This window comes from Anaerolineales bacterium (assembly GCA_003105035.1).
Classification (GTDB): domain Bacteria; phylum Chloroflexota; class Anaerolineae; order Anaerolineales; family UBA4823; genus FEB-25.
In genome coordinates this window covers 137,415-158,150 of the sequence record PQAL01000018.1, presented here as the reverse complement: position 1 = coordinate 158,150, position 20,736 = coordinate 137,415, and the positions used below count along the sequence as shown (strand labels likewise).

Genomic DNA, 20,736 nt, shown 5'->3' with positions numbered 1-20,736 from the left:
ATAAAGCCAAAAATCACAAACGAAATGCCCTCGTAGAAACGCATCCAGCCCTTCATTTCACAGCCATACAACTACGAATGCGAGGAAACAATTTCCCGGAGAAAGCCTAACATGCCTAGGAATCTTCTATGTAAAGCAAGCAATTCCTGATCTGTATATTCCTGTTTTTGGCGATGCTCGTCGGCGTTCAGCAATGCCATTTGGTTTTCGAAGTCTTTCACAAGGAAGTCAACGAAGGTGGAATTATTATGGTTTCTCGCGATATATTTAAGCCTTGTACTGCGGAATGGTTTACCGTCCTTATCGTAGTGATTTGGATCCTTGGTCCATTGCTTAACATCGATGTCGGGAGCTAGCAGATGCAACACGTGAGTAGATAATTCTCTGTGACTGCTGGCAAAATGACGAAAGTGATCGGGGTTTTGAGAGTAGATTGTTTGCTCAGCGCCATGTAGCATATTAGGGAATGATGGATCTAAGCTCTCCAACCAACTCGATAACTCGGTTGTTTCTGGTGCGATGACATCATATTGAGTTTCGTATGAAGTTTCGTCAACAATATGCGCTGCTACGATCGATGTATTGTGCATCTCGATCGTTGGGAAGTACCTTACTGAATCAGGCAGAACTGCAAACCTTTCTACGGGAAGGATATCTTTCATCAAGGTTTGGTAGCTTGAAATCGTACCTCCCACACTTTCTAATATGCTTTTCTGTGTAGATACAACCGAGGATGATTGGATTTTTGCTATTTCTTCAGCAATGTCAAGGATTGGGGGTTGAAATCGATAGATATCCCCCACTTGATCCATGATGCGAGTGTCTAGGGCGCTTAGTATTTCGCTGATTCCGTCAACCTGACTAGATTGGTCGAGCATTTCTTTTAGAGAGGTAGCCAACTCGATTTGCAGATCTCTCAAAGGTTCTATTATGCTCGAGATATTTATAGAGATTGCCCTGGCAGACTCGGATAGCAACTTTGCAAGCTCTTTTTCTTGGAGCCGAACAGCCTGGTAAAACCGGACTTCAGGAACGTTTATGTCAGTTAATCGTTCGTACTCATCTTCGCACCCCCATTCTTCCACTGCAATCTCGATTAAGCGGTATCGGTCTTCGCTAGAAAATGACAGATAATCACTTTTGTCGCTCTCTCTCAGCATCCACTCGACTACTTTTTGGGCTAATAAATGCTCTTTGTCTCCCTCAGCCGAATGCTCAACACTTTTTTCGATTTCTTGGACCATCCCCAACGATAGGTAGGCTGCAAGTACCGTCTTTCCACTGGGTAATTGATACGCTTTAGAGCCATTATTCCCTTTTAGTATCTCATTTCTTGTCAGAGGTTTCTTCGACTCGTTGCCTTCGTCCGTCATTAAGATCTTCCTCCCAGGGCAGAAACTAACTCACCTCAGCTTCTTCCACTCCACTTTCTTGCCTCGATTTGCCTCAAAAGCAAGGTTATCCTTTGTAAACCCCAACATTTTCTTCCTGTTGAACAAACCAGCCAATTCAAGAAAATTCTCTTTGGGCGTATAACACATAAGAGTATGGATTCGCCAATAATTCATCCTTCCTATCTAATAAATAATTTAGACGGTTAAAAATAATCTCGCTGCCTCCTAATAAAGCAATAGATAGAGGCGGGTTAGGTGTTATTAGGTTAGGACTAATCGCAAAAATTGCAGAAAAGAGATGTGATGCAACGGATCGTATATTATTTTCTTTCAGCCTAATTGTTAAAGTATTTATCGCAGGTTGTATATTGTTGGTAAAAATATCGTGGACATGTTGTTCCAAAGCGTCCATAGATTGAACGTTGGGATCGATGTCTTTGGCAAGACGACCTACTTCAGCCCGAAACCTGCCTAATTCGTCACTGTACTTTTCCCGAAAGTTTATCAATGACTCCAATGGCGTGTCTGGTCCAACTTTTACTGTTTGCAGAGCCATTCTCGCTAATAATGCTTCACCTAGTTTTTTCCCCTCAGATTTTGGATTGTCTCCTCTTTTCACTCTATTATTTAAATTTTCATACCATTCCAGGTGAGTAAGTGGGGAGTATCCTTTTTCTCTAGCGATACTCGCTGACAATAAGGTCATGTAATAGATAACTGAACTTTTATCAAAAATTAACCATTCACCATTCTGAATGACCTTACCACTCGCTATCAATTCTTGTGCTAAATTTTCTCCGATCTTATATCTATTAAGTTTGGACAATTCGGTGGTTGTATTCAAGGCTGGTAACTGTTGGTACTTTGATCCCGCTGGCAATAAAATACGAGTTGCTTCCGGCGCTTGGAGATAATCTAGGAAATTTTCCGATGCTTCTCTTACACAAGGATCCCAAGGCTGTACAAATTCAGGAATCAATATATTCTGTTGTCTTAAAAATTCACAATCTTGCGATTGATAATTTTCTGGATAATTACCTGGAACGATAGTGGAAATTTTTTCCCAATAGAGGATGGCTGTTTTTAGCCATGCGGGATCATATATTTCTATCCAAGGATAGTAAAGTGCATGTGTGAAGGCCATTTTTTACCTTTCTTTTAAAGTTAATAGCCATACTTACCTTATCTTCTTCCACTCAGGCGGTCTTCCTTGATGTACATCCCGAGAATGGTTCTCCTTCTCATATCCCAAAACCATCTTGTCGCACTTCAGGCACCTATAAACGCTGAAGTCGATCAAGCCAGGTTGGAGCTGCTCAGGTTCTGGTTTTTCTTCCACGGGCGGGGGAACAATGGCTGGGGTGGCTTTTGGGATTGGACCTAATTCCTCCTCCTGGAGAAAGATATTCGCCGTTTGCATCTGTACAGTTGGGGTAATAGTCGGTACTGCCGGCTCTACCCCCTCAAGCCGGTTCCATGCCTCCAGCACCAACCGCCGTGTACGGTATTCACCAAACTGACGTATTTCCTTATCTTTAAGCACCCGGAAGGTTTCGCCGGGGAAATCACTGCCTTCGCAGCGATATTTATACCCTGCGGGATCTAATGGATTTTTTACTTCTTCCCAGGGATCAAGAATATGCTCTAGCTCACGAGATGTCAGATCCGCTGGATCGAGAATGTAGCGCAATTGCTTATGGTTTAATCCATAAAGTTTAGCATAGTAGACATCCATTTCAGCTTGTAATAAGGCACGTCGTTCTTCATTCCAAGGGAATGGCTCACCTGTGTAACCCAAATCTTCAGCAAAAGGTTTTAGGTCATTAGCTGTGTAAACTAGTTCAAGAACCCGTGGTTTAATAAAGCCAAAGTCTGTAGATGTGTAGACATTTGGTGGAAGAATTGGGATTTGCTTCATAGTAAAATATTTGAAATGTAGTCCTCCCACTTTTTGCCTTGCAATATAATCAGATATGATAGTGCATAGATTACCAATTAATGCGACCAGCAAATTAACCTTAACACCAGGGAGAATTAACAAAAACTTATCACTTACACCAGAATAAGGAATTACACTCGCAATTAGAGTTCTAGCACTTGCACGAGCATCAGTTACATCTCGCCAACCCATTAACCATTTATGGGTCCAATTTCTTTCATGTAGAATTTTTCTTACAGCATTCTCATTGACCCAATAATATGGGAATGTCAAATAATCTACATCATGTAGTTTTTCATCGCGGATTATTGGCAATACATGAATTCGTTCACCAAATGGTGCGTCACTAAAGTCGCCGTGACGATGATTATAGATATAGACCATTTTGGCTTCATATAGTGGAATAAAAATCTCACTATTTCTCAAGAAATAATTTTCGTTTAGTGCATAACCATTAGTAATAAGATCATTCTTCGTTTTAAATAAATCAGAATCGTTTGCACTATCAAACATACGCAAAAATCGAATTCCCCAAGGATTTGTTGATTCAAGCTCAATATCAGAATCAAGCATCAATACAGGAATATGCGAATATATTGTTTTAGTAATTTCGGCATCTTGATGTGTCTGGAAAATCGGACAGGTTTTGGTATTCGGATTGACTTGGTAAATGTCTTTAGGCGAAAGGCTAAATACACGTCTGATATCACTAAGGTCAGCAATTCTTTTACCCTGAAATAGAAAACGGGTTTTATCTACTTTTTGATTTTTACCCACAATTGTAGTTAGAGCAAAGCGTATCATGTGTCCTTGCCCTGCACCAGAAAAAAAGCCTTCATTTTCAAATTCAAAAAAACTTTCCAATGATTGACAGGAAACTAAAGAACCAAAAAAGTCCTTTGTTGTATTATCAATTGCAAGTCCGGATGGAACAATGAAACCAGCACGACCCCCACTAGATAAAATAATTCTAATAGTCTCAGAAAATAATGCATATGTATTCACATCTCCAATACCTGTTAATGGGAAACGACTACTGCTACGTACGAATTTTGATGAAGCATCTGCTACATGCTTAGCATCCACGAAAGCAGATGCAAGCGCAGGATTATTAATGGGTAACGAATCAATTAATTTCTGACGAGCAGTCTTATTGGGAGCTCTAGCAATTTCATGGTCGGAAGAGGCGAAAAATTCTTGCTCCTGAAGTTTAATTCGCTCCCAGGGAGGATTGCCCAAGACACAATCGAAACCAGGGTTTTCCTTGTTAAACACATGTGGGAATACCAGTTCCCAATGGAAGAAATGTAATTCCTCCGACATATGCCGTACTTTTTCAACCAATGTTCTTTCCAAACTCCGACCTGATCGAAACATGACCAGTTCTTGTTGGGTGGGGGCGATCATGTGCTCCGCATCGTTCTTAGGAGTGAACCAGAAAAAAGCTGCTATCCACAGGTCATATTCCAGCTTTTTCTGTTGGTATTGATGGTCAGAAAGCATAGAATGATAAGAATCAGCTTTTGATTGCACTTGATCGACGGAGTCTTCGGGTAATGAATCAACCGATTTTGCCTTTTGTGCCATCCAAGTTACTAGGTCTTCATCGGATGTCAATTCAGTCACTTTCCAGCGGAATCCCAGCTGCCCGCCTCTCTCACGTTTATTGCGTTTTTTTAAAGCTGCAGCGGTGGTTTTATCATCTCCAAAGGCTGGATCGAAGGCTTCATCAGGGATCTCACGGATATCCAACCCGGGTGATACGCCCACCAGGCTATCACCGCATTGGATATGTGCGTCCAAGAACGAGAGCGGTTTGCCTGGTTCGATCGATTCTAGCCATAAACTGACCTTGCACAACTCGACCGCCATCGGGTTTACATCCACTGCGTAAATACAGTGGGCAATCACCTGGCGCAGGGCACTGCGCAAGACAATAGGTGGTGGTTCATCACCTCCCGATTGGATCTGCGCCACCCGGCGAGCAATGCGGTTAGCTGCCGCGATCAGGAAATGACCCGACCCGCAGGCAGGGTCACAGACTTTGAGATCAAGCAGTGCAGCCTGTTGAGCTTCGCTTGCTTGACCGGCGTTCTTAATGGCTTGCTCGATCACCGGGTTGAGGGCTGAATCGAGCAGCACCTGGATCAAGCTGGAAGGGGTGTAATAGCTGCCGGTGGTCTTGCGCTCGTGGCCAGATGCGCTGGTTAGCTCGAAGGTGCCGGCATCACTGTTTATAATTGGATGCAGCTCGAGCAGAGACTCATACACGCTGCCCAACTCCTCAGGTCCCAGGTTTTTATAATCAACAGCCCGACGGCTACTACCTTCTGTCGTAAACGCCAAAGATCGAACGGCATTTAATAATGATTGATTGTCTATCTGGCTGGCCTCCAGGTCAGGCAGAGCTTTATCCGAAAAGAGAAAGCCGTTCAACACAGGTAAACCTAATCCAAGTAGTGGTCTGTTTAATTTTCCCTTACCCCCAAGAATATCTGTCACGAGATTAAACATCTGCCATAGATCAGCATGCCTTCCGGATCGCCGCCTTTCAGCCAGGTGGCGCAAGCGTGCAGTTGAATAGTAGCGCATATAGCGATCACGAGCTGTCGTTTCAGCCTGGGGGTCGAGTAATAGATCGCGGTCTTCAGCAACAAATAGGAATATCAAGCGATAGACCTGGCGCAGAAGTTGGCGGTAAAAATCCTGAACATCCAATTCTCCAGAATGAAGATTCTTGCGTAATGCCTGGTTATGCGGATGGGCGAGAAAACCGCAACCCAATGCGGTTATTGCTTCTTCTACACCATTGCGCAATTGATCTAAGGCACGCGTGCCACGTTCCGAGGCAGCCTTCGACCATTTTTCTAACCAGCATCCTTCAGTTTTGCCTTCGATCGTTTCAAATCGGGATTGATGACAGAACAGCCACAGCAGCACAAAATCTGAATAAATTTCCCCTTCAAACAGTTCTTCCAAATCAAATTCCAGGAAAGCCTGGCGGGTCAGGCTTAAATTATCTCGTAGGATTCGCAACCGTAAACCATTAGAGACGATCCCCCATAGGTGTTCGTCTGATACATTGAGCAGCTCCTGTACCAGGCTGTGCGGGCTGGAGCGTGATGCCCCTGCTACTCCAGTCGTTCGGCTATCAAGATCAACCCCACATCCTACTAAATGAATAGGTACTTTTTCCCAACCATGCGAGATAGGATAGGGTTTACCCTCAATCTCTATAGCCTTTGTTACTGCCAATCGTCCGTAATTCAATTCTTGGAAGAGGGGTAATAGCCAGCGCTCACGTGTCAGGGTAGTACCCGGGTCACCTTTACTCAAGCGGTTCCTGCTGGTCTGGAACGCTGCCCACGCTCCCTGTAGGCGGTTCCAGGAGCGGTTTATGGCCTCGTTGAGCTTCTCACTTTCAGCAAGATGATAATCGGCTGGGGCAAGACCACCCAGCTCTTTATCACCGGATAAGACGCGCTGAAGCAGATCGGGAGGAAGTAGAGACCCTTCGGTATGGATTGAGGTGAAGATATTGCGTGAACGGGTTTGCATGTGATATTTAGTAATGGAGGATCTTGTTAATTGGTGCATCCCTGTACAGACTAAGTAGATTGACCTTCTCATCTGGGCAATCTAGTAATTTTAAAATCCAAATTTCAACTAATTTTTGGACTCTGTTTAGGTCAAAATCACAAAGATCGCCCCGATCTATTAATCCTGTATGAATAAGAAGGTTTCTTCTAGTTATTATTTCTTGAAATTCTTTCGATTCGTCAATATTAGGTGGCCAAACTAGGCTTGTATTTACACCCTGAATATTCAATAAGAAAAGTAATCGATCTAAAAAACTACGTCTATTCAATTCAGGAATTTTTTTAGAAATTCCATTTGCAATATCAATGTCCAAAATTTCTTGAGTAATTAAATCCTTGATTTTGCTTGATAGATGCTTAAAAGACCGCTTTCCAAGCAAATGATCTTGCTCGTAGAACGATCCTATACCATCAACCATACTTTCTAGAGCAGCATATGCATTTACTAAATGTGTTTCCACATATCCATCTTCATAAGAGGTGAGAATGTACGGAATAGTTCGGTCAATAATTTTTTTATATGGAGATGCTTTATAAGTGGATATTAAATTACTAAAGACACCTTGTTGAAGTAAACGGGGATGAATTAATGGGCGTAGAAAATTCTGTTCGGAGGGCAAGTTGTAAAATCCCCCCCATGTACGATATCGTGCATATGCATATGAGTTCGAATTATCATCCGATATTCTTGCAGTAGCTTCAGTACACACAATACGTTTTCGGCCAATAAATGATAAGAGGTTTAGATCCTCATATAGAAATCTTGGCAATTGAAATAAAATTGCTTTAATCTCTGTTTCAATTATTGGAATTATTGTAAGAAAAAGCGAGTTAGTTCTGATTTTAATAGATGTGTGTCGATCATTTTTATCAGCATTGACAAATTCGTAATAATCAATGAGTTTAGCCTTTCCCTGATTATTCTCCCAATTAATGCCGTTTCTTTCCACTTCATCTCCAAGCCTTGTAGTAGTCCCATCATAACTTTGTATGTACCGCCATTCCGGCAATATGACTGGGCTTTGAGATGTGATAGCGTGCACATGAATAGTTTGATTTGGTTTAGAGGTCGCCTCAAGATTTCCTTTAATAAATATGTCAACCGAGCCGTCTAGATGGTTAGAACCCGTTATCTGATATGGTCGGATACCCATCATCCATAGTGACTCTCCCATTTCGGTTTTCCCATCAAACCAAATAGAGTATGGATAACGCATTGAGGAATCAAATACTTCAATAGCGTCATTCTCTTCAGACCATACCTGAATATCGACGGGATCATCAGAAAACGATTTGTAGTTTCCAGTTAATTGAACCGGAACAGATTTTTGTCCAGAATGGTATAAACCCTGTGCAAAAAAGTTGTTATTGGTTTGGTAATTGATCATCTACTTTCCCATTGGTAAATAAACATAAATCCCTATAACATCTGGCGGGAGCTGAGGCTCGACCCGATAGGTCACATTTCGGATCTTGGATGCTCTCCGTACGCGTTGGTGAGCTTCCAGTAATTCCTTCCCTCGCTGCACGGCTACCTCATCCAGGTGTGGGCGAATAGCATCAAACCCCTCCACAACTTTCTTGACGAAATCACCGGCTTGTTCTGAGTTGATATTTGCGTCTGGCAGGTAACTCAATAGGGTTTCTGATGCAATCGTGTCCAACCATTCTGCGTTTTGGGGTGAGCCGGTGAACGCGATTGCCTGGCAATCTTCCGCCAGCAGCGGTTTTTCTTGTTCTCCTTGGATGGTTACAATATGATAGCGGAAACGCACCAGGGTCAGCGTTGTCCGCCGGTCAACCTGAGCTGTGCGGATAGCTCCACAACGACGGGCAGGAATTTTGATCTGACGATCACCTGCCAATGGATCCAGGGCAGATTCCATAACATAACTTGATAGACCCTCCACCAAGGGGTGAGTGCGTGTGAGATACAACTGACCTTCTTCGAATGGTGATTCAAACCGCGCCTCAAATACTTCCATTTGTTTTCGATCTCGATTGAGGATATCCCGCAGTCCTTGGGGGGTTTCCTTCAGGTCCACCTTCATCGTTCCGTTACCGCTGACAGCCGCCCCCAAGGCGCGAAAAGCATCCTTCGTGAATGCGGCCACATCCACACCTGAGCCGACTGCTGCTTGAGCAGCATGCAGCTCCTGGGTGACTTCCTCCACCTTGATGGTCTCCTGGGCAAACAGGGTACGGGAGCGTTTTTCACGCTCAGAATCAGCTTCCCATTTTCCGTACAAGTCTTCCTTTTTCGGTTTAATGAATTCATCAAAACCGGGAAGGTAACCCTGAAATACATTCGGACCGGAACGTAACAATAATCCCTCGAAAATGGCTTCGATCACCTCTTCTGTATTCCCCGGCACAGGTATCGATATTCCAAGTGAGCTGCGGATGGTTTTGTGTTTTCGAAGCAGCACGTCCAAAACTACGCCATCAATCTGATTATCAGTGCCATAATACGTCAGAACGCGAACAATCTTTTTCTTCTGCCCATAACGATCCACTCTTCCTTCCCGTTGTTCGTGACGAGTGGGGTTCCATGAAAGGTCGTAATGCAGCACAGCATCAAAGTTGTCCTGCAAGTTGATGCCCTCACTCAAACAATCCGTGCAGACCAGAACCCGTTTTGGAGATTCAGCCAGCTGAAGGATGCGTTCTTCACGCTCGGATGGCGGGAGCACACCGGTTACCGAAACAACATCCACATCTTTCGGTAATCGCTGCCGCAGCTCTGCTGCTACATAATCCGCTGTGGGAATAAAGCGGCAGAACAGGATTGGTCGGAAACCATCCATCAAAAGGTCTGTGACCATTTCGACGGCTTTTTTTAGTTTCTCATCCTTATCACCTGCCAAGGTGTTAGCAATCCGCGCCATTTCGAGCAATCGCTTACGGTTGCGTTGAGCTTCGTCTTCCTCGCCACCCGGATCGCCACCTGGAGCTACATCGATGCCTTCAGCACTCTCATCTTCAACCATATCGAGAATGGTTCGTCTACCGATCTCATCAGCCTCTGCAGTTGTCTCAGCATCCACCGTTGCTGCCCGATTGCGGAGGGTGGCAGAAGCAGCCATTGGGCTGGAAGCTAGCGAACGCAACAATGCCAATGCCGACCACCAACGCACCCGTTGGTGGAATAGACCACCGCTTAGATCCTGTACAGATTCGCGGACATATTCCAATACTCGCTCGAATAAGCGTTTGTATTCTGGCGACAGCTTATAGGATGATTCACCCTCTTCTCGGTCAGGGAAATGGGTTTCAGCATCCATGTAATGGCGGATATCTGCACGCTGCCTTTGAATAAAATAACCAGCTAAACGCTTGCGGTAACGCTCGTTCTCAGATCCAGTTAGATCTTCCGGAAGACTTGCAAAATCTTCATCGAGGAATGTGAGTAATGAGCGAAATGCATTTTCCTTACCACTGTGGGGGGTGGCAGTAACCAGGAGAATATGGCGCTTTGGATTTTCTGCCAACTTGGTGATTAGCTCGTAACGCAAATGCCGGCCCTTTTCCTGGCCGAAGGCACAGGTATGGGCTTCATCAACAATAACCAGCTCAGGGCAAGTGCGTTTGAAATCATCCCGGCGCTTTTCGGTTTTGATAAACTCTGTGGAAATCACTACATATGGGTACAGGTCAAAGATTGTCTGATCTAGGCCCATCAGGTTCCTTTCGAGCTTTGGAGCGGTGCTTGGCAGAACCAGTTCGGCTTCGATGTGGAACTTATCACGCAGCTCGCCCTGCCATTGTTCAGCCAGCGCCGGCGGGCAGAGCACAGCCAGGCGTTCAATCTCCCCACGATCAAGTAACTCGCGTGCCACGAGGCCGGCTTCAATAGTCTTTCCGATGCCTACATCATCAGCGATCAGCAATCGCACCGGATCAAGTTTGAGAGCCATTAGGAGAGGTACAAGCTGATAGGGTCTCGGGTCAAAAGCCAACCTGCCGAATGAGCGAAATGGTCCTGCACTCGATCGAAAGCCCAGGCGAACTGCATCACGCAGCAGCCGGGCAGAGCGATAATCGCCAACCTGGAAAGGGTCGGGCAAGTTGAAAGTTGCTGGTTCGACCTTTTCTAGCGGAAGGTAAATCCCCGTGATTTCATCATCAGTGCCCCCTAGAGGGCGGAGGACAAGCAAATTTTCTTCCGATTCAGGCAAGACCACCCACTCTCGTCCACGCGCTTTGACCAGGGAACCAACTGTAAAATGGTTCAGCAATCTAACCATCCCTTCTCCATAGCCAATCTATATGCTGTACAAAAATTATTAGGGGATAGCATCATTGCGAATTGCCCCCAAACCCATTTACCAATTACTCTTGGCTTTTTACCGATAATGTAATATCCCAACCGCAGCTCAATACTTCCTTCTTTCTCAAACTGAATGCGTTGAATATAAATCGCTTTTTTTGGATTGGTTGATTGATGAAAGCTAATTTCATCCAATATGGTGAAGAATCGGATATCCCCTTTTATATCTATCGTCTTCCTTCGTTTACCAATATTAGATGGCAAAGGCGGTAGATCTATCGTCTTTACGTCCTCTTTGATATCAATGAGTATTCTGTCTTTCATAATTAGTCATCACCTTTGTGATGTACTCCAAAAACTGTTCCATATTTCGTAAAATTCTCTTGCCAATCATTTAAAATACCAAAGCGGACGACGGTGTACCCAGCGTTCTCCAGATTCTCTAATTGGTTTTGATCACGTTCCTGGCGATCCGGAAATAAATGGTGATAACCATCAACATAAACCACCAGATTAACTTTCTCGTAAAAGAAATCTGGTCGGGTGTTGCATGCCTCAATCAATTTTTGGGCATGGCTGGGAAGATTGTAATTGTGCTCTTCAAGGTAGTCCAGCCAGGATTTTTCAAGATTAGACTGGCATAAATTACGCAAACGCTGGAGATGCTCTGCCCGTGAGATTAACATTGGTGAGATAACAGCCGTTGCGGATGACATTTCGATGAGGATCTCTTTGATCGACTGGCGATCCAACAAGCGGTGGTCCATTTGGTTATAGTAACTCATCAGGCAGTTATAGCAAGCAGCCTCGCAATTCTCTTCTGCCCCCACAGCGCGGTGGAGGTCTTCACCAGTGCTTGGATTAAAATGGCATAGGTTTAATGCTTCCTGAGATACTTCAGCAAAGGACAGCGGATCATCCAAAAGGCGTCTCAATACGCCAGCGCCGCCCTCGGCAGATTCATAGAATAAGATTAAACGCCGCTCATCTGGTGTAGGCAAAGGCTCTGCAGTCAGCTCATCGTCCTCCAGTTGATAGTGAACTTGAATTGCGGCTTTTAACGCGGCCTGCAATGAAGCCATCTCATGATCTTCCAGAGCTTGATCCGGTTCAAACAGCAGGCAATTTTTAGTGTCCTCTACGTATGGAATGACCCTCATCGTTCGGACCGACATGGGATCGTCGGGTTCGTCTTGCTCTTCAGATTGTTTCGCCCAATAGCCTCGCTCAATATCCAACATAAAGCCAAGCTGTGCGGGGTTCGCTCGCCGGCGCCATCCGATGTTGATTCGCCATAAAGTGGCAGCGTTGGCATAAGTCAGGCGGGCGATTTTTTTATCTCCCACCATTAGGAGGGCATCCTGGCCAACCGGTTCACCCGACGCCGATGCCTGGAACCGAACAGCTGTGCGCAGCTCATAACCTTGCCGCATGCGTTCTTCTTCGTCGGAACTGATCCGGTCACGCCGACGTGTAGAGACATTCTGTAATCGGAACAATGAAACCATCGGCGGGTCCAGTAAAGCAGAACAGCGTTCACAACGATCTACACCATCACCTTTACTAATTGGATGGTAGTAGCCGCATACCGGACATTGCTTGGCGCGATGCGTTGCTAAACCCTCACCGCTATCTGAGACTGGCAAACTGACTTTATTGATGATGTACCGTGACCCTTCGTGATAAATAATCGAACGAGGGCCAAATTCAGAAATCGCCAGGAAACGTGGTCGTGACAAGAATTCGTCTTTATCCCCCTTGATCCATCTACCTGGAATGTATGCTGAAAGTGGAAGGCGTGGGAATGAATATCCAGGTAAGAACCCCTCACTGGCAAAATACCGATATGAGTAGAAATCCGATTGGATAAGGTTCTCAGCTTCTGTTAGCAGCTCGATCTGGCTTTCAGCTTCCTGGCGTAAACGTTTTGCCAGATCGTGATCGATTCTACTCCGAGTGTGATCATCGATAATCTTTTGCTGAGATTTTTGCTGCGCTTTTGCGGTTTTATACAGTCCTCTCCAGCGTTCGCAAGCCAGGTTGAATTGAAGTGGAACTTGGTTTAATACGTCCTCAAGCCAGGTTTCAGTATACCAATCTGCGTGCTTGAGAATGCTATCAATACTGTTCAGTATTTCTTGTCCCCTTTGAAAGGCTTTTTTACGCGTCCCCTCTGAACTCAAAGCATCCTGCACGGAATCCAGTGCCTGTAAACTAGGCTCATTGCCTGACAGGTCAAGCAAATCCTTTAATGATCTCCCTAGAGGCAGACCGGACTCAGCCAGCCATACAGAATGGATGTGGGCGCGAATTAAGTCCTCATTTGCCAGGTCCAATCGAGGTGGTATGACTGCTCCAGATACCATCAATTTAGGTCGCTTGAAATAATACTGATCATGTGGGCTACCCATTGTGCAGTACGTGAAGACCAGAGCAGGTTGACCATTTCGGCCGGCGCGTCCACTTCGTTGAGCATAATTCGAAGGAGTCGGAGGAACATTACGCATGTTTACTGCATTCAGTTCGGCAATATCAACGCCCAGCTCCATTGTTGGGGAACAATATAGGATCGGTAGATCTCCACTTCGGAATAATTTTTCTCGTTCTTCACGAATTTCACTCGGCACTTGAGCAGTATGTTCATGAGATACCAAGCCGTGCAGCTCCTCTGAAACAGATCGATAAAAATCAACGAAAAATGAATTGGTTCGTCCACCTTCTAGGGGCAAGCGAGGTACTCGAATGGGATCATGGAATGCTTTTTTCCCTTCACCATATTTCCAAATCAAGGCTGAAGCTGGGATTTGATAACCGTGCGCTTCGCCCGGCTCTTTGGCCTCATGAACAATTTCTACCAAACCACCTAATCGTAGAGCTTCCAATATTTGTTGGGTAATCGCGGCAGTTTCTTGGGTAGTTATTTTCTCGTGATAATCATGAAAGGTGGTAGAGCGCCGTATATATTGACCGTACCCACTTCGACTTGAGAGAAATACATTGCCACCATACTCTTCTTCCTGCCTTCTTGATCTTGGAAAAAGAATGGCGGCATGTTCCATTTTTTCCTTTTCATCCATTGCCCAGGGCTGCCTGAGCCGTTGGCTGCTCAGCTGGCGTAAACTATCTTGGTGCGTCGGGTTTAGATAATCTACCTTTATTGCCAATTCTCGACGCATATAGTCCAGCAATACTTTGCACACCTGGTAGCGTATCTCCGGTGTAGCTCCAGCCAGAGCAAGGTGAGTTGATTGCCAGAGATCTTCTGCTGCACATACTTCATCCAGTGATGTGTAATGAATTTCAAGTAAACCACATTGTTCCAGGTTGGGGGATGTAATCCGCCAACCTCGCTTCAAGTCTCGATAGATGCGGTAACCCAGCACCTCGCGTAGTGCCCGCTCGGTTTCAGCCTTCTGGGCAAATTGAACATCTGGAACAGCAGCATAGAGAGCGATGTTCAGATTAAGGGCTTGAAAGACATGCTGGGGAAGAACCTCATGGTGAATGCCAACTTTACCAGCTGCTTTAACGGCACGGAATAAAGCAGAGCGCAGCATGGAAATTTCAACGAAATCATTGAAATGTCCGGCTTGTAGGCTGGCATCCTGGCGGTTGTCCATGAAGCTCAACAATTTTATAAACTTTTTGCGTTCAGCTTCGGGCAGATCGATCAACAAATCCTTGAAATTGCGATAAAGAGCAAGACTCAATATCGTTGTATCTGTACTTCGACCACCGGAACTTAACTCGGTTAGTTTTGAGAAATCAGACGATTGACGAGAGCCATAGACAACCCCGCAATTCAAACAAAAGCGGAACGGGGTAGAGACAAATTGCACCTCTAAGCCGGCTTCCGAGACTTCGCCAAGCGGATTAATTTGAAACTTTTCTGGGAGATGCTTGCGATGACCCGACCGCACCCGGAATCCACCATCGAATTCCTCCACCCAATCCTCGGGTAATTTGTTAACCATCTCGTTGTATTCATTTGGCCAGGGTTCCGAGCTGTTGAAATATAGGAATCCTGCCTTTTCATCACCTTCACTGTTTCGTTCTCCGAACTCACGCGAATGAAAAAGAGTTGAACCAGTGTCCCTATCTCGTATTTTTCTAACCACATAATACTCTTGCCCACACTCGCGACAGAAGACGAGGGGTATTAATACTTTGTTGCGATCATCAGGGACATATTGCTGACCGTTGATAGTGATATAGCGATCATTTTCCGGTTCCAGCGATGCATACACTGTATCGCCTCGACTTATGAATTGATGCAGGCGAAAAGCAAATGTGGGCATCCCAGTCTCAGGATTGGTAATGTTGTAACCAGCAAGCAATGTAGCCATCAAGGTAGCAGCACATTTGGTTTCTAATAGACCAGTTATGTCACTTAGCAGCCTGGCAAGTCCGTCGTTACCCCTGATGCTGCGTGGTGTAGCCCGCACTAGCCGGCCATTTTTCGGATCAACACTGACACCCATCGTACTTTCTATCCATCGTGCTAACGGATGCTTAGTTAATTCCGAGAAGGAAGTCGGTATGGCGGGGTTTTCAATGGTTTGTCGTAGTGATTCGATAAAATCACGATCTGTTGGTTCGAATTCGACCGTTGAGCGCTGTAAAGTCTCACCGATCACATACTCTGGGAGGACTTTTTCCCCAAATAATAATGATGCGACCTCTGCAACTTGCTTTCGTTGCTCTTCATAACTACCGACGCCTGCTAATGTAGCTGAGGTACCAACGCATTGCAGATCAGTCGTACTGAGTATGTTTCGCACACGGCGGATTAGCATAGCGACATCAGCTCCCTGACGACCGCGATAGGTATGCAGCTCATCGAGAACGAGGAAGCGAAGACCTTGAGCAGCATTTACCAGTGTCTTGCGTTCTTCGGGGCGCGTCAGGATTAATTCCAACATGACGTAGTTGGTAAGTAGGATGTCTGGAGGATGAGACATAATGCGTTGCTTCTCTTCATCTGTCTCTTGGCCTGTATAACGTTCAAACGTCACATGATGAGTTCCTTCGGGGAATCCTAGGTTAATAAATTTACGCAACTCACCCAGCTGGCTGTTAGCCAGAGCATTCATCGGGTAAACAATAATTGCTTGAGTTCCCCTGCCACTTCCATGTCGTAGGATGTAATCAACGATGGGAATGATGTAAGTAAGAGATTTTCCTGAGCCGGTTCCAGTCGTCAAGACGTAATCCTTACCCAGTTGAGCGATCCGGAGAGCATCTTCCTGATGCTTATGCAATCGGAGAGGTAAGTTGTTTAGATTCTCAGAATTCTTGCGTCTAAAAATCTGCTTACAGATCTTGTGAAGAAGTCCCTCGTCGACAAGTTCATCGATCAAGTGACCAGGTTGAAATGCCGGATTGAGCTGGATAAGTGCCTCAGGCCACAGCAGCCCACTATCTAATTGATTATTAACATATTCACGAATTCGGTGGTCACGGATCTGTATAAAGCTGGAGATATATTTTGAATAGTCGTCAACCAATGAATCACGTAAATGGAATATATTCATTTGATTTCACCTTAGAAAATAAAACGCCCAGCCTCTTGCGAGATCCGGGCGCCCCTTTTTTTAGTATGTTAGCTGACGCGTCCTTTGTGCGCTTAGGCTGTAACTATAATTTTTTTCAAAATTCGTGAGATTGAACTTGTTCCTAATTATATGTTATTTCGATGGAATATTACAATTATGTGACGCAAATGTAACAAAGTCAATTTTACTTTCTAACAATCCAGATACCTGTCAATAACTGGGTTCGTTGAGATTATTTGTTTTTGACCTTTATAACTTCGATTCTCTGCTGTTATATATTCTCTATAGGCTCTATAGGTTATCAAGTTTTTATGGAAGCATTGCATAATGCGATTCATGTGTAGTATAGTTAGAACATATGAGTGATTTATATGAAATTGTGGTCAGCTGGTAAATTCATGTAAATGGTTCGACAAATTGTTTGAAAGGAGAGGTTATGTCCAAAGTACGCAAGTCCTCCACTAGCTTAACAGTTCGAATAATTCCTTCTGAGAGGAAGGCAATAGAGCAGTTAGCTGATCGCTTGGGTTGTAACATCAGCGATGCTGTCAAATTCTCACTTTATGAATCATTTCACAAAGCTAATATTCCATTTGTTGATTTTCTACCACCAGATCAAACACAACCATTAAATAATTCGCGATAGTTTAAACAAAAACCCGGCCTGGCAGCCGGGTTACAACGATGCACAATCGGGTTGGGATCATGCATATCGATTATAGCATATCGCATACAAGGCAGGATGATCAATCTAGGGATCCGCTGATCAACCTAATTTCGTCCATAGGCACAGCAGCCCAAGTCTTTATGATCATCCTTTATCTTGACCCAAGACCTGTGGGAGAAGGATATATTTCTCAAGCGTTGGGGATTGCACCAGAAACAGCTAGAACCCACTTAAGAAAATTATCAAAATTAAATTTAGTTGCTCGTAGTGGCCGGTATTCCGGATATCGATCCATATGGAGGGGTGCTCAACTTGTCCTGCCTGCTAATAACTCTAATTTAACAGAAGGGAACGCGGAAATTCCGCGTTCGAATACAGATAATATGCGGTCAAATAATATCGATTCAACAGGGAGATCCGATCTTGGAGAAGGTCCAAACGGGAGCGCGGAAATTCCTCACACGAGCACAGAAATCCTGCAATCAAGCGCGGAAAATCTGCTTTCATCTGTTACTACTACTGCTGAATTAATATTAAATACTAAAAATCTAAAAGAAGTAGTAGTAAATAATGATTCTCAAAAAGATATCTTGAGAACTTTGTATAAGTATCGAATCGGGAAAAACAAAGCTGAAGAGTTATCAAAAATCCCTCACATCACACCTGCTTTGATTGAGGAAACAGCAAGAAAACTTCGGGCACGCGGAAGATTTTCAACCCCACTCCTCATCCATTGCCTAGAAGACGACCCTCCACCTTCACACGAGGCTTATTATCAGCCTAATCACCCAGTTATAAATAACATTGCTGAATCAGAGTCATCAGTAACAGACTTCGAGGTAGTTAATGCTGAGTCCGAGGAAGAAGAATTGGAGTCAATCAATAACCCTATTTGGGAAAAGCTGATCGATACTCTTTCTAGTAATCAGCGGCTAAGTAAAACATTTAAGCAGCAATTGGACCGATGCATAGATTTTATTATTAGTGATGAGTCAGTGATTTTAGTTGTCGATGATCATTACAGCTATCAATGGTTGGAGTCAAACGCTAAAAAAATAATTGGTAATGCTTTGGTTGGCATATTAGGGCGACGTGTAGCTGTTACCCTTGATGAGTTTGTGGATGGATCCTGATAATCAATGAGAAATTTAATGTATCCCTTGGGAATCTCGGCAATAAAAAAATCATTTGAAAAATACTTCATTTTCGGACGACCTTATTAAGGAGGTGATATGCTTGATGTAAAAGCCAACACATATTGGGGGGAGGGGGTCAATAATGTTTTGAGTCGGGGAGCTCAGAGCGGGCGGGGTGGTTCGCACAAAATTTTTTCGTTTTTTGAAGAATTTGATTTTTTGAGGAATCTGGGACATTTAATGATAACGCCGGATATAGAAAGTTACTGGTTAGAGAGAGTAGACAGGGAAGAACCTTCTTTGAGAATAATATTGATCATCAAACGATGCATATTGGCGAGGAAAAGCATGCCAATTGTGCCCACTAGATCTTGCTCTTAACCTAACAATTTCCAGATTAGGGTATAGCTCTCTGGGGAATGAGCAGGGAATGACTAGCTAAGGTAATTATCTGCATCGTACACATCAGAGCCTTTTGATAAGAATCGATAAGACCATATGAAGTAATAAGAAAGAGGTGCTAAAAATGGAAAACAATCAAAAATTCGGTCAGTCAGAAAATCTTCATCAACCTTTGTTGACTGTAATGGAGGTCGCCTTTCGGTTACACATCAGCCGCAGCCATGCCTACTTTTTGATGCAGCGAGGTTTTATCCCATCTATTCATATCGGGAAAAGCCGGAGGGTTCAGGTTCAAGATCTTCAAGATTATATTTCACGTAATAGAGATTCTTCGAATAATTACTAGCCAGTCATTTTTTAACTTGAATGAATGGTGCTTTTCTTCCTCGCACACACTGTCCAGGGTTTCCTATTAGAGTTAAAATGCGTAGGTACTCTCGAACCTTAACAACCTATTCCAGGACAGGGTTTACGGGTCTGCATTTCCTTTTACTCTTTTTCCACGGGAGGAAAGGAAATGACTAAAAAGCGAGGAAACGACGAAGGCTCCATTTTCAAAACACCCAATGGTAGATGGCGTGGACAAATTTCGCTTGAAGGACATCGTCAGAGCAAGATATTTTCCACACAGCGAGAGTGTATCGATTGGGTCAGGAAAAACCGCAACCAAATCAGTGATGGTCTGACCTATGCCAGTACACAGCTTACCCTTGGTGAATATCTGGATGGTTGGCTCACCAATAAAAAAGCTACAAGGCGGTATGCGACCTGGATTCACTATCAGTTGCTTGTCCAGCGATATATCAATCCGGCTCTGGGAACCATGAAGCTCAAAGATCTTCGCACTGTTCATGTCCAAGGATTAATTAATCAGCTGCTGAACTCAGGTACCGGCATTTATACAATACGGAAGATGAATGATGTTTTAAAATGCGCTTTGAACTTGGCGATCAGACAGGATATGATCATGCGAAACCCATCCAAATCGGCTGTTATACCTGAAAAACCTCACAAGGAAATGAAAATCCTTTCTGAGGATCAGGTAAGCCGGCTTCTGGTGGCCGCGAAGGGACACAGATTGGAAGCCCTTTTTCACGTAACAGTAACAACAGGAATAAGGGAGTCTGAAGTTTTAGCCTTGAAGTGGCCGGATGTCGATTGGGTTAAACATACATTGAAGGTTGAACGACAGCTGGAGCGTCCACACGGCGAAGGTGTTCAATTTACGCCACCAAAGACAGCCTTCGGAAAACGATCGATCAAGTTAGGCAATATATCGGTTGAAGTGTTACGCGAGCACTTCGATCGACAGCAAGCTGAAAGGATAGCAGCTGGAAGCAAGTGGAACGAATTCGATCTGATTTTCCCCTCTAGAGTCGGTACCCCCATTCACCAACGCGATCTTCAACGGACTTTCAAGATACTTCTCAAACGAGCTGGACTTCCACCTGTAAGGTTTCATGATTTAAGGCATTTCTCAGCTTCGCTGTTGCTAAACAATGGCGTACCTGTAATCATCGTTTCACGCCGGCTTGGACATGCGAGGGCATCTATAACGAGTGATGTATACGGCCACCTCCTACCCAACATGCAGGATGAAGCAGCTGAGCTGATCGATGGTCTGGTAACATCGACCGAGGTAAAGCCAGATGATCCCATATGGGTCAAAAAGATGAATGGATTCCGGTTGCACACGGTTGCACACGAAGAGCCTTTAACCCCCGAATTGCAAAAAATAATGAACGATAAACCCAAAAACCCCATATAATAGCAG

At 44.4% G+C, this 20,736-nt stretch carries 11 protein-coding genes; 4 read left to right on the top strand and 7 right to left on the bottom strand.

The window, feature by feature from the left end:
- Positions 1-71: 71 nt before the first annotated feature.
- The 7 genes from C3F13_08290 to C3F13_08260 all read right to left on the bottom strand — a co-directional run bounded on the left by C3F13_08290 (position 72) and on the right by C3F13_08260 (position 16,736).
- Positions 72-1,373, bottom strand: a complete 1,302-nt coding sequence (locus C3F13_08290) for a hypothetical protein (GenBank protein ID PWB53894.1) — start codon at positions 1,371-1,373, stop codon at positions 72-74.
- Positions 1,374-1,509: 136 nt separating this feature from the next.
- Positions 1,510-2,538 carry a hypothetical protein gene (locus tag C3F13_08285; protein ID PWB53893.1) on the bottom strand — a complete coding sequence of 343 codons (1,029 nt, stop codon included), beginning with the start codon at positions 2,536-2,538 and terminating at the stop codon, positions 1,510-1,512.
- A gap of 33 nt (positions 2,539-2,571) precedes the next feature.
- Positions 2,572-6,891 (bottom strand): type II DNA modification enzyme, encoded by a 4,320-nt coding sequence (locus tag C3F13_08280; protein ID PWB53951.1) that lies wholly within the window; start codon positions 6,889-6,891, stop codon positions 2,572-2,574.
- A 7-nt stretch (positions 6,892-6,898) separates the two neighbouring features.
- Positions 6,899-8,320, bottom strand: a complete 1,422-nt coding sequence (locus C3F13_08275) for a hypothetical protein (protein PWB53892.1) — start codon at positions 8,318-8,320, stop codon at positions 6,899-6,901.
- Entirely contained in the window at positions 8,321-11,179 is a 2,859-nt protein-coding gene (locus tag C3F13_08270) for an ATP-dependent helicase (protein PWB53891.1), read from the bottom strand.
- Positions 11,164-11,526, bottom strand: coding sequence for a hypothetical protein (locus C3F13_08265; protein ID PWB53890.1), 363 nt, complete (start codon positions 11,524-11,526; stop codon positions 11,164-11,166). Before C3F13_08265 ends, C3F13_08270 begins: the two co-directional genes overlap by 16 nt.
- 2 nt (positions 11,527-11,528) lie before the next feature.
- Positions 11,529-16,736 carry a hypothetical protein gene (locus tag C3F13_08260; GenBank protein PWB53889.1) on the bottom strand — a complete coding sequence of 1,736 codons (5,208 nt, stop codon included), beginning with the start codon at positions 16,734-16,736 and terminating at the stop codon, positions 11,529-11,531.
- Between the two features lie 705 nt (positions 16,737-17,441).
- Between C3F13_08260 and C3F13_08255 the strand changes: the two genes are divergently transcribed.
- From C3F13_08255 to C3F13_08240, 4 genes are all read left to right on the top strand, one after another.
- Positions 17,442-18,557 carry a hypothetical protein gene (locus C3F13_08255; GenBank protein PWB53888.1) on the top strand — a complete coding sequence of 372 codons (1,116 nt, stop codon included), beginning with the start codon at positions 17,442-17,444 and terminating at the stop codon, positions 18,555-18,557.
- 99 nt (positions 18,558-18,656) lie between these two features.
- Positions 18,657-18,941, top strand: coding sequence for a hypothetical protein (locus tag C3F13_08250; GenBank protein PWB53887.1), 285 nt, complete (start codon positions 18,657-18,659; stop codon positions 18,939-18,941).
- A gap of 205 nt (positions 18,942-19,146) precedes the next feature.
- Positions 19,147-19,308: a hypothetical protein gene (locus tag C3F13_08245; protein ID PWB53950.1), complete on the top strand. Its 162-nt coding sequence runs from the start codon at positions 19,147-19,149 to the stop codon at positions 19,306-19,308.
- A 171-nt stretch (positions 19,309-19,479) separates the two neighbouring features.
- Positions 19,480-20,730: a hypothetical protein gene (locus C3F13_08240; protein PWB53886.1), complete on the top strand. Its 1,251-nt coding sequence runs from the start codon at positions 19,480-19,482 to the stop codon at positions 20,728-20,730.
- Positions 20,731-20,736 lie beyond the last annotated feature (6 nt).

Bases quoted from the DNA above. Each gene is read 5' to 3' on its own strand.
- C3F13_08285 (PWB53893.1), bottom strand. From the start codon at position 2,538: ATGGCCTTCACACATGCACTTTACTATCCTTGGATAGAAATATATGAT.
- C3F13_08240 (PWB53886.1), top strand. From the start codon at position 19,480: ATGACTAAAAAGCGAGGAAACGACGAAGGCTCCATTTTCAAAACACCC.
- C3F13_08260 (PWB53889.1), bottom strand. From the start codon at position 16,736: ATGAATATATTCCATTTACGTGATTCATTGGTTGACGACTATTCAAAA.
- C3F13_08255 (PWB53888.1), top strand. From the start codon at position 17,442: ATGCACAATCGGGTTGGGATCATGCATATCGATTATAGCATATCGCAT.
- C3F13_08280 (PWB53951.1), bottom strand. From the start codon at position 6,891: ATGCAAACCCGTTCACGCAATATCTTCACCTCAATCCATACCGAAGGG.
- C3F13_08270 (PWB53891.1), bottom strand. From the start codon at position 11,179: ATGGTTAGATTGCTGAACCATTTTACAGTTGGTTCCCTGGTCAAAGCG.
- C3F13_08265 (PWB53890.1), bottom strand. From the start codon at position 11,526: ATGAAAGACAGAATACTCATTGATATCAAAGAGGACGTAAAGACGATA.
- C3F13_08290 (PWB53894.1), bottom strand. From the start codon at position 1,373: ATGACGGACGAAGGCAACGAGTCGAAGAAACCTCTGACAAGAAATGAG.
- C3F13_08250 (PWB53887.1), top strand. From the start codon at position 18,657: ATGCTTGATGTAAAAGCCAACACATATTGGGGGGAGGGGGTCAATAAT.
- C3F13_08245 (PWB53950.1), top strand. From the start codon at position 19,147: ATGGAGGTCGCCTTTCGGTTACACATCAGCCGCAGCCATGCCTACTTT.
- C3F13_08275 (PWB53892.1), bottom strand. From the start codon at position 8,320: ATGATCAATTACCAAACCAATAACAACTTTTTTGCACAGGGTTTATAC.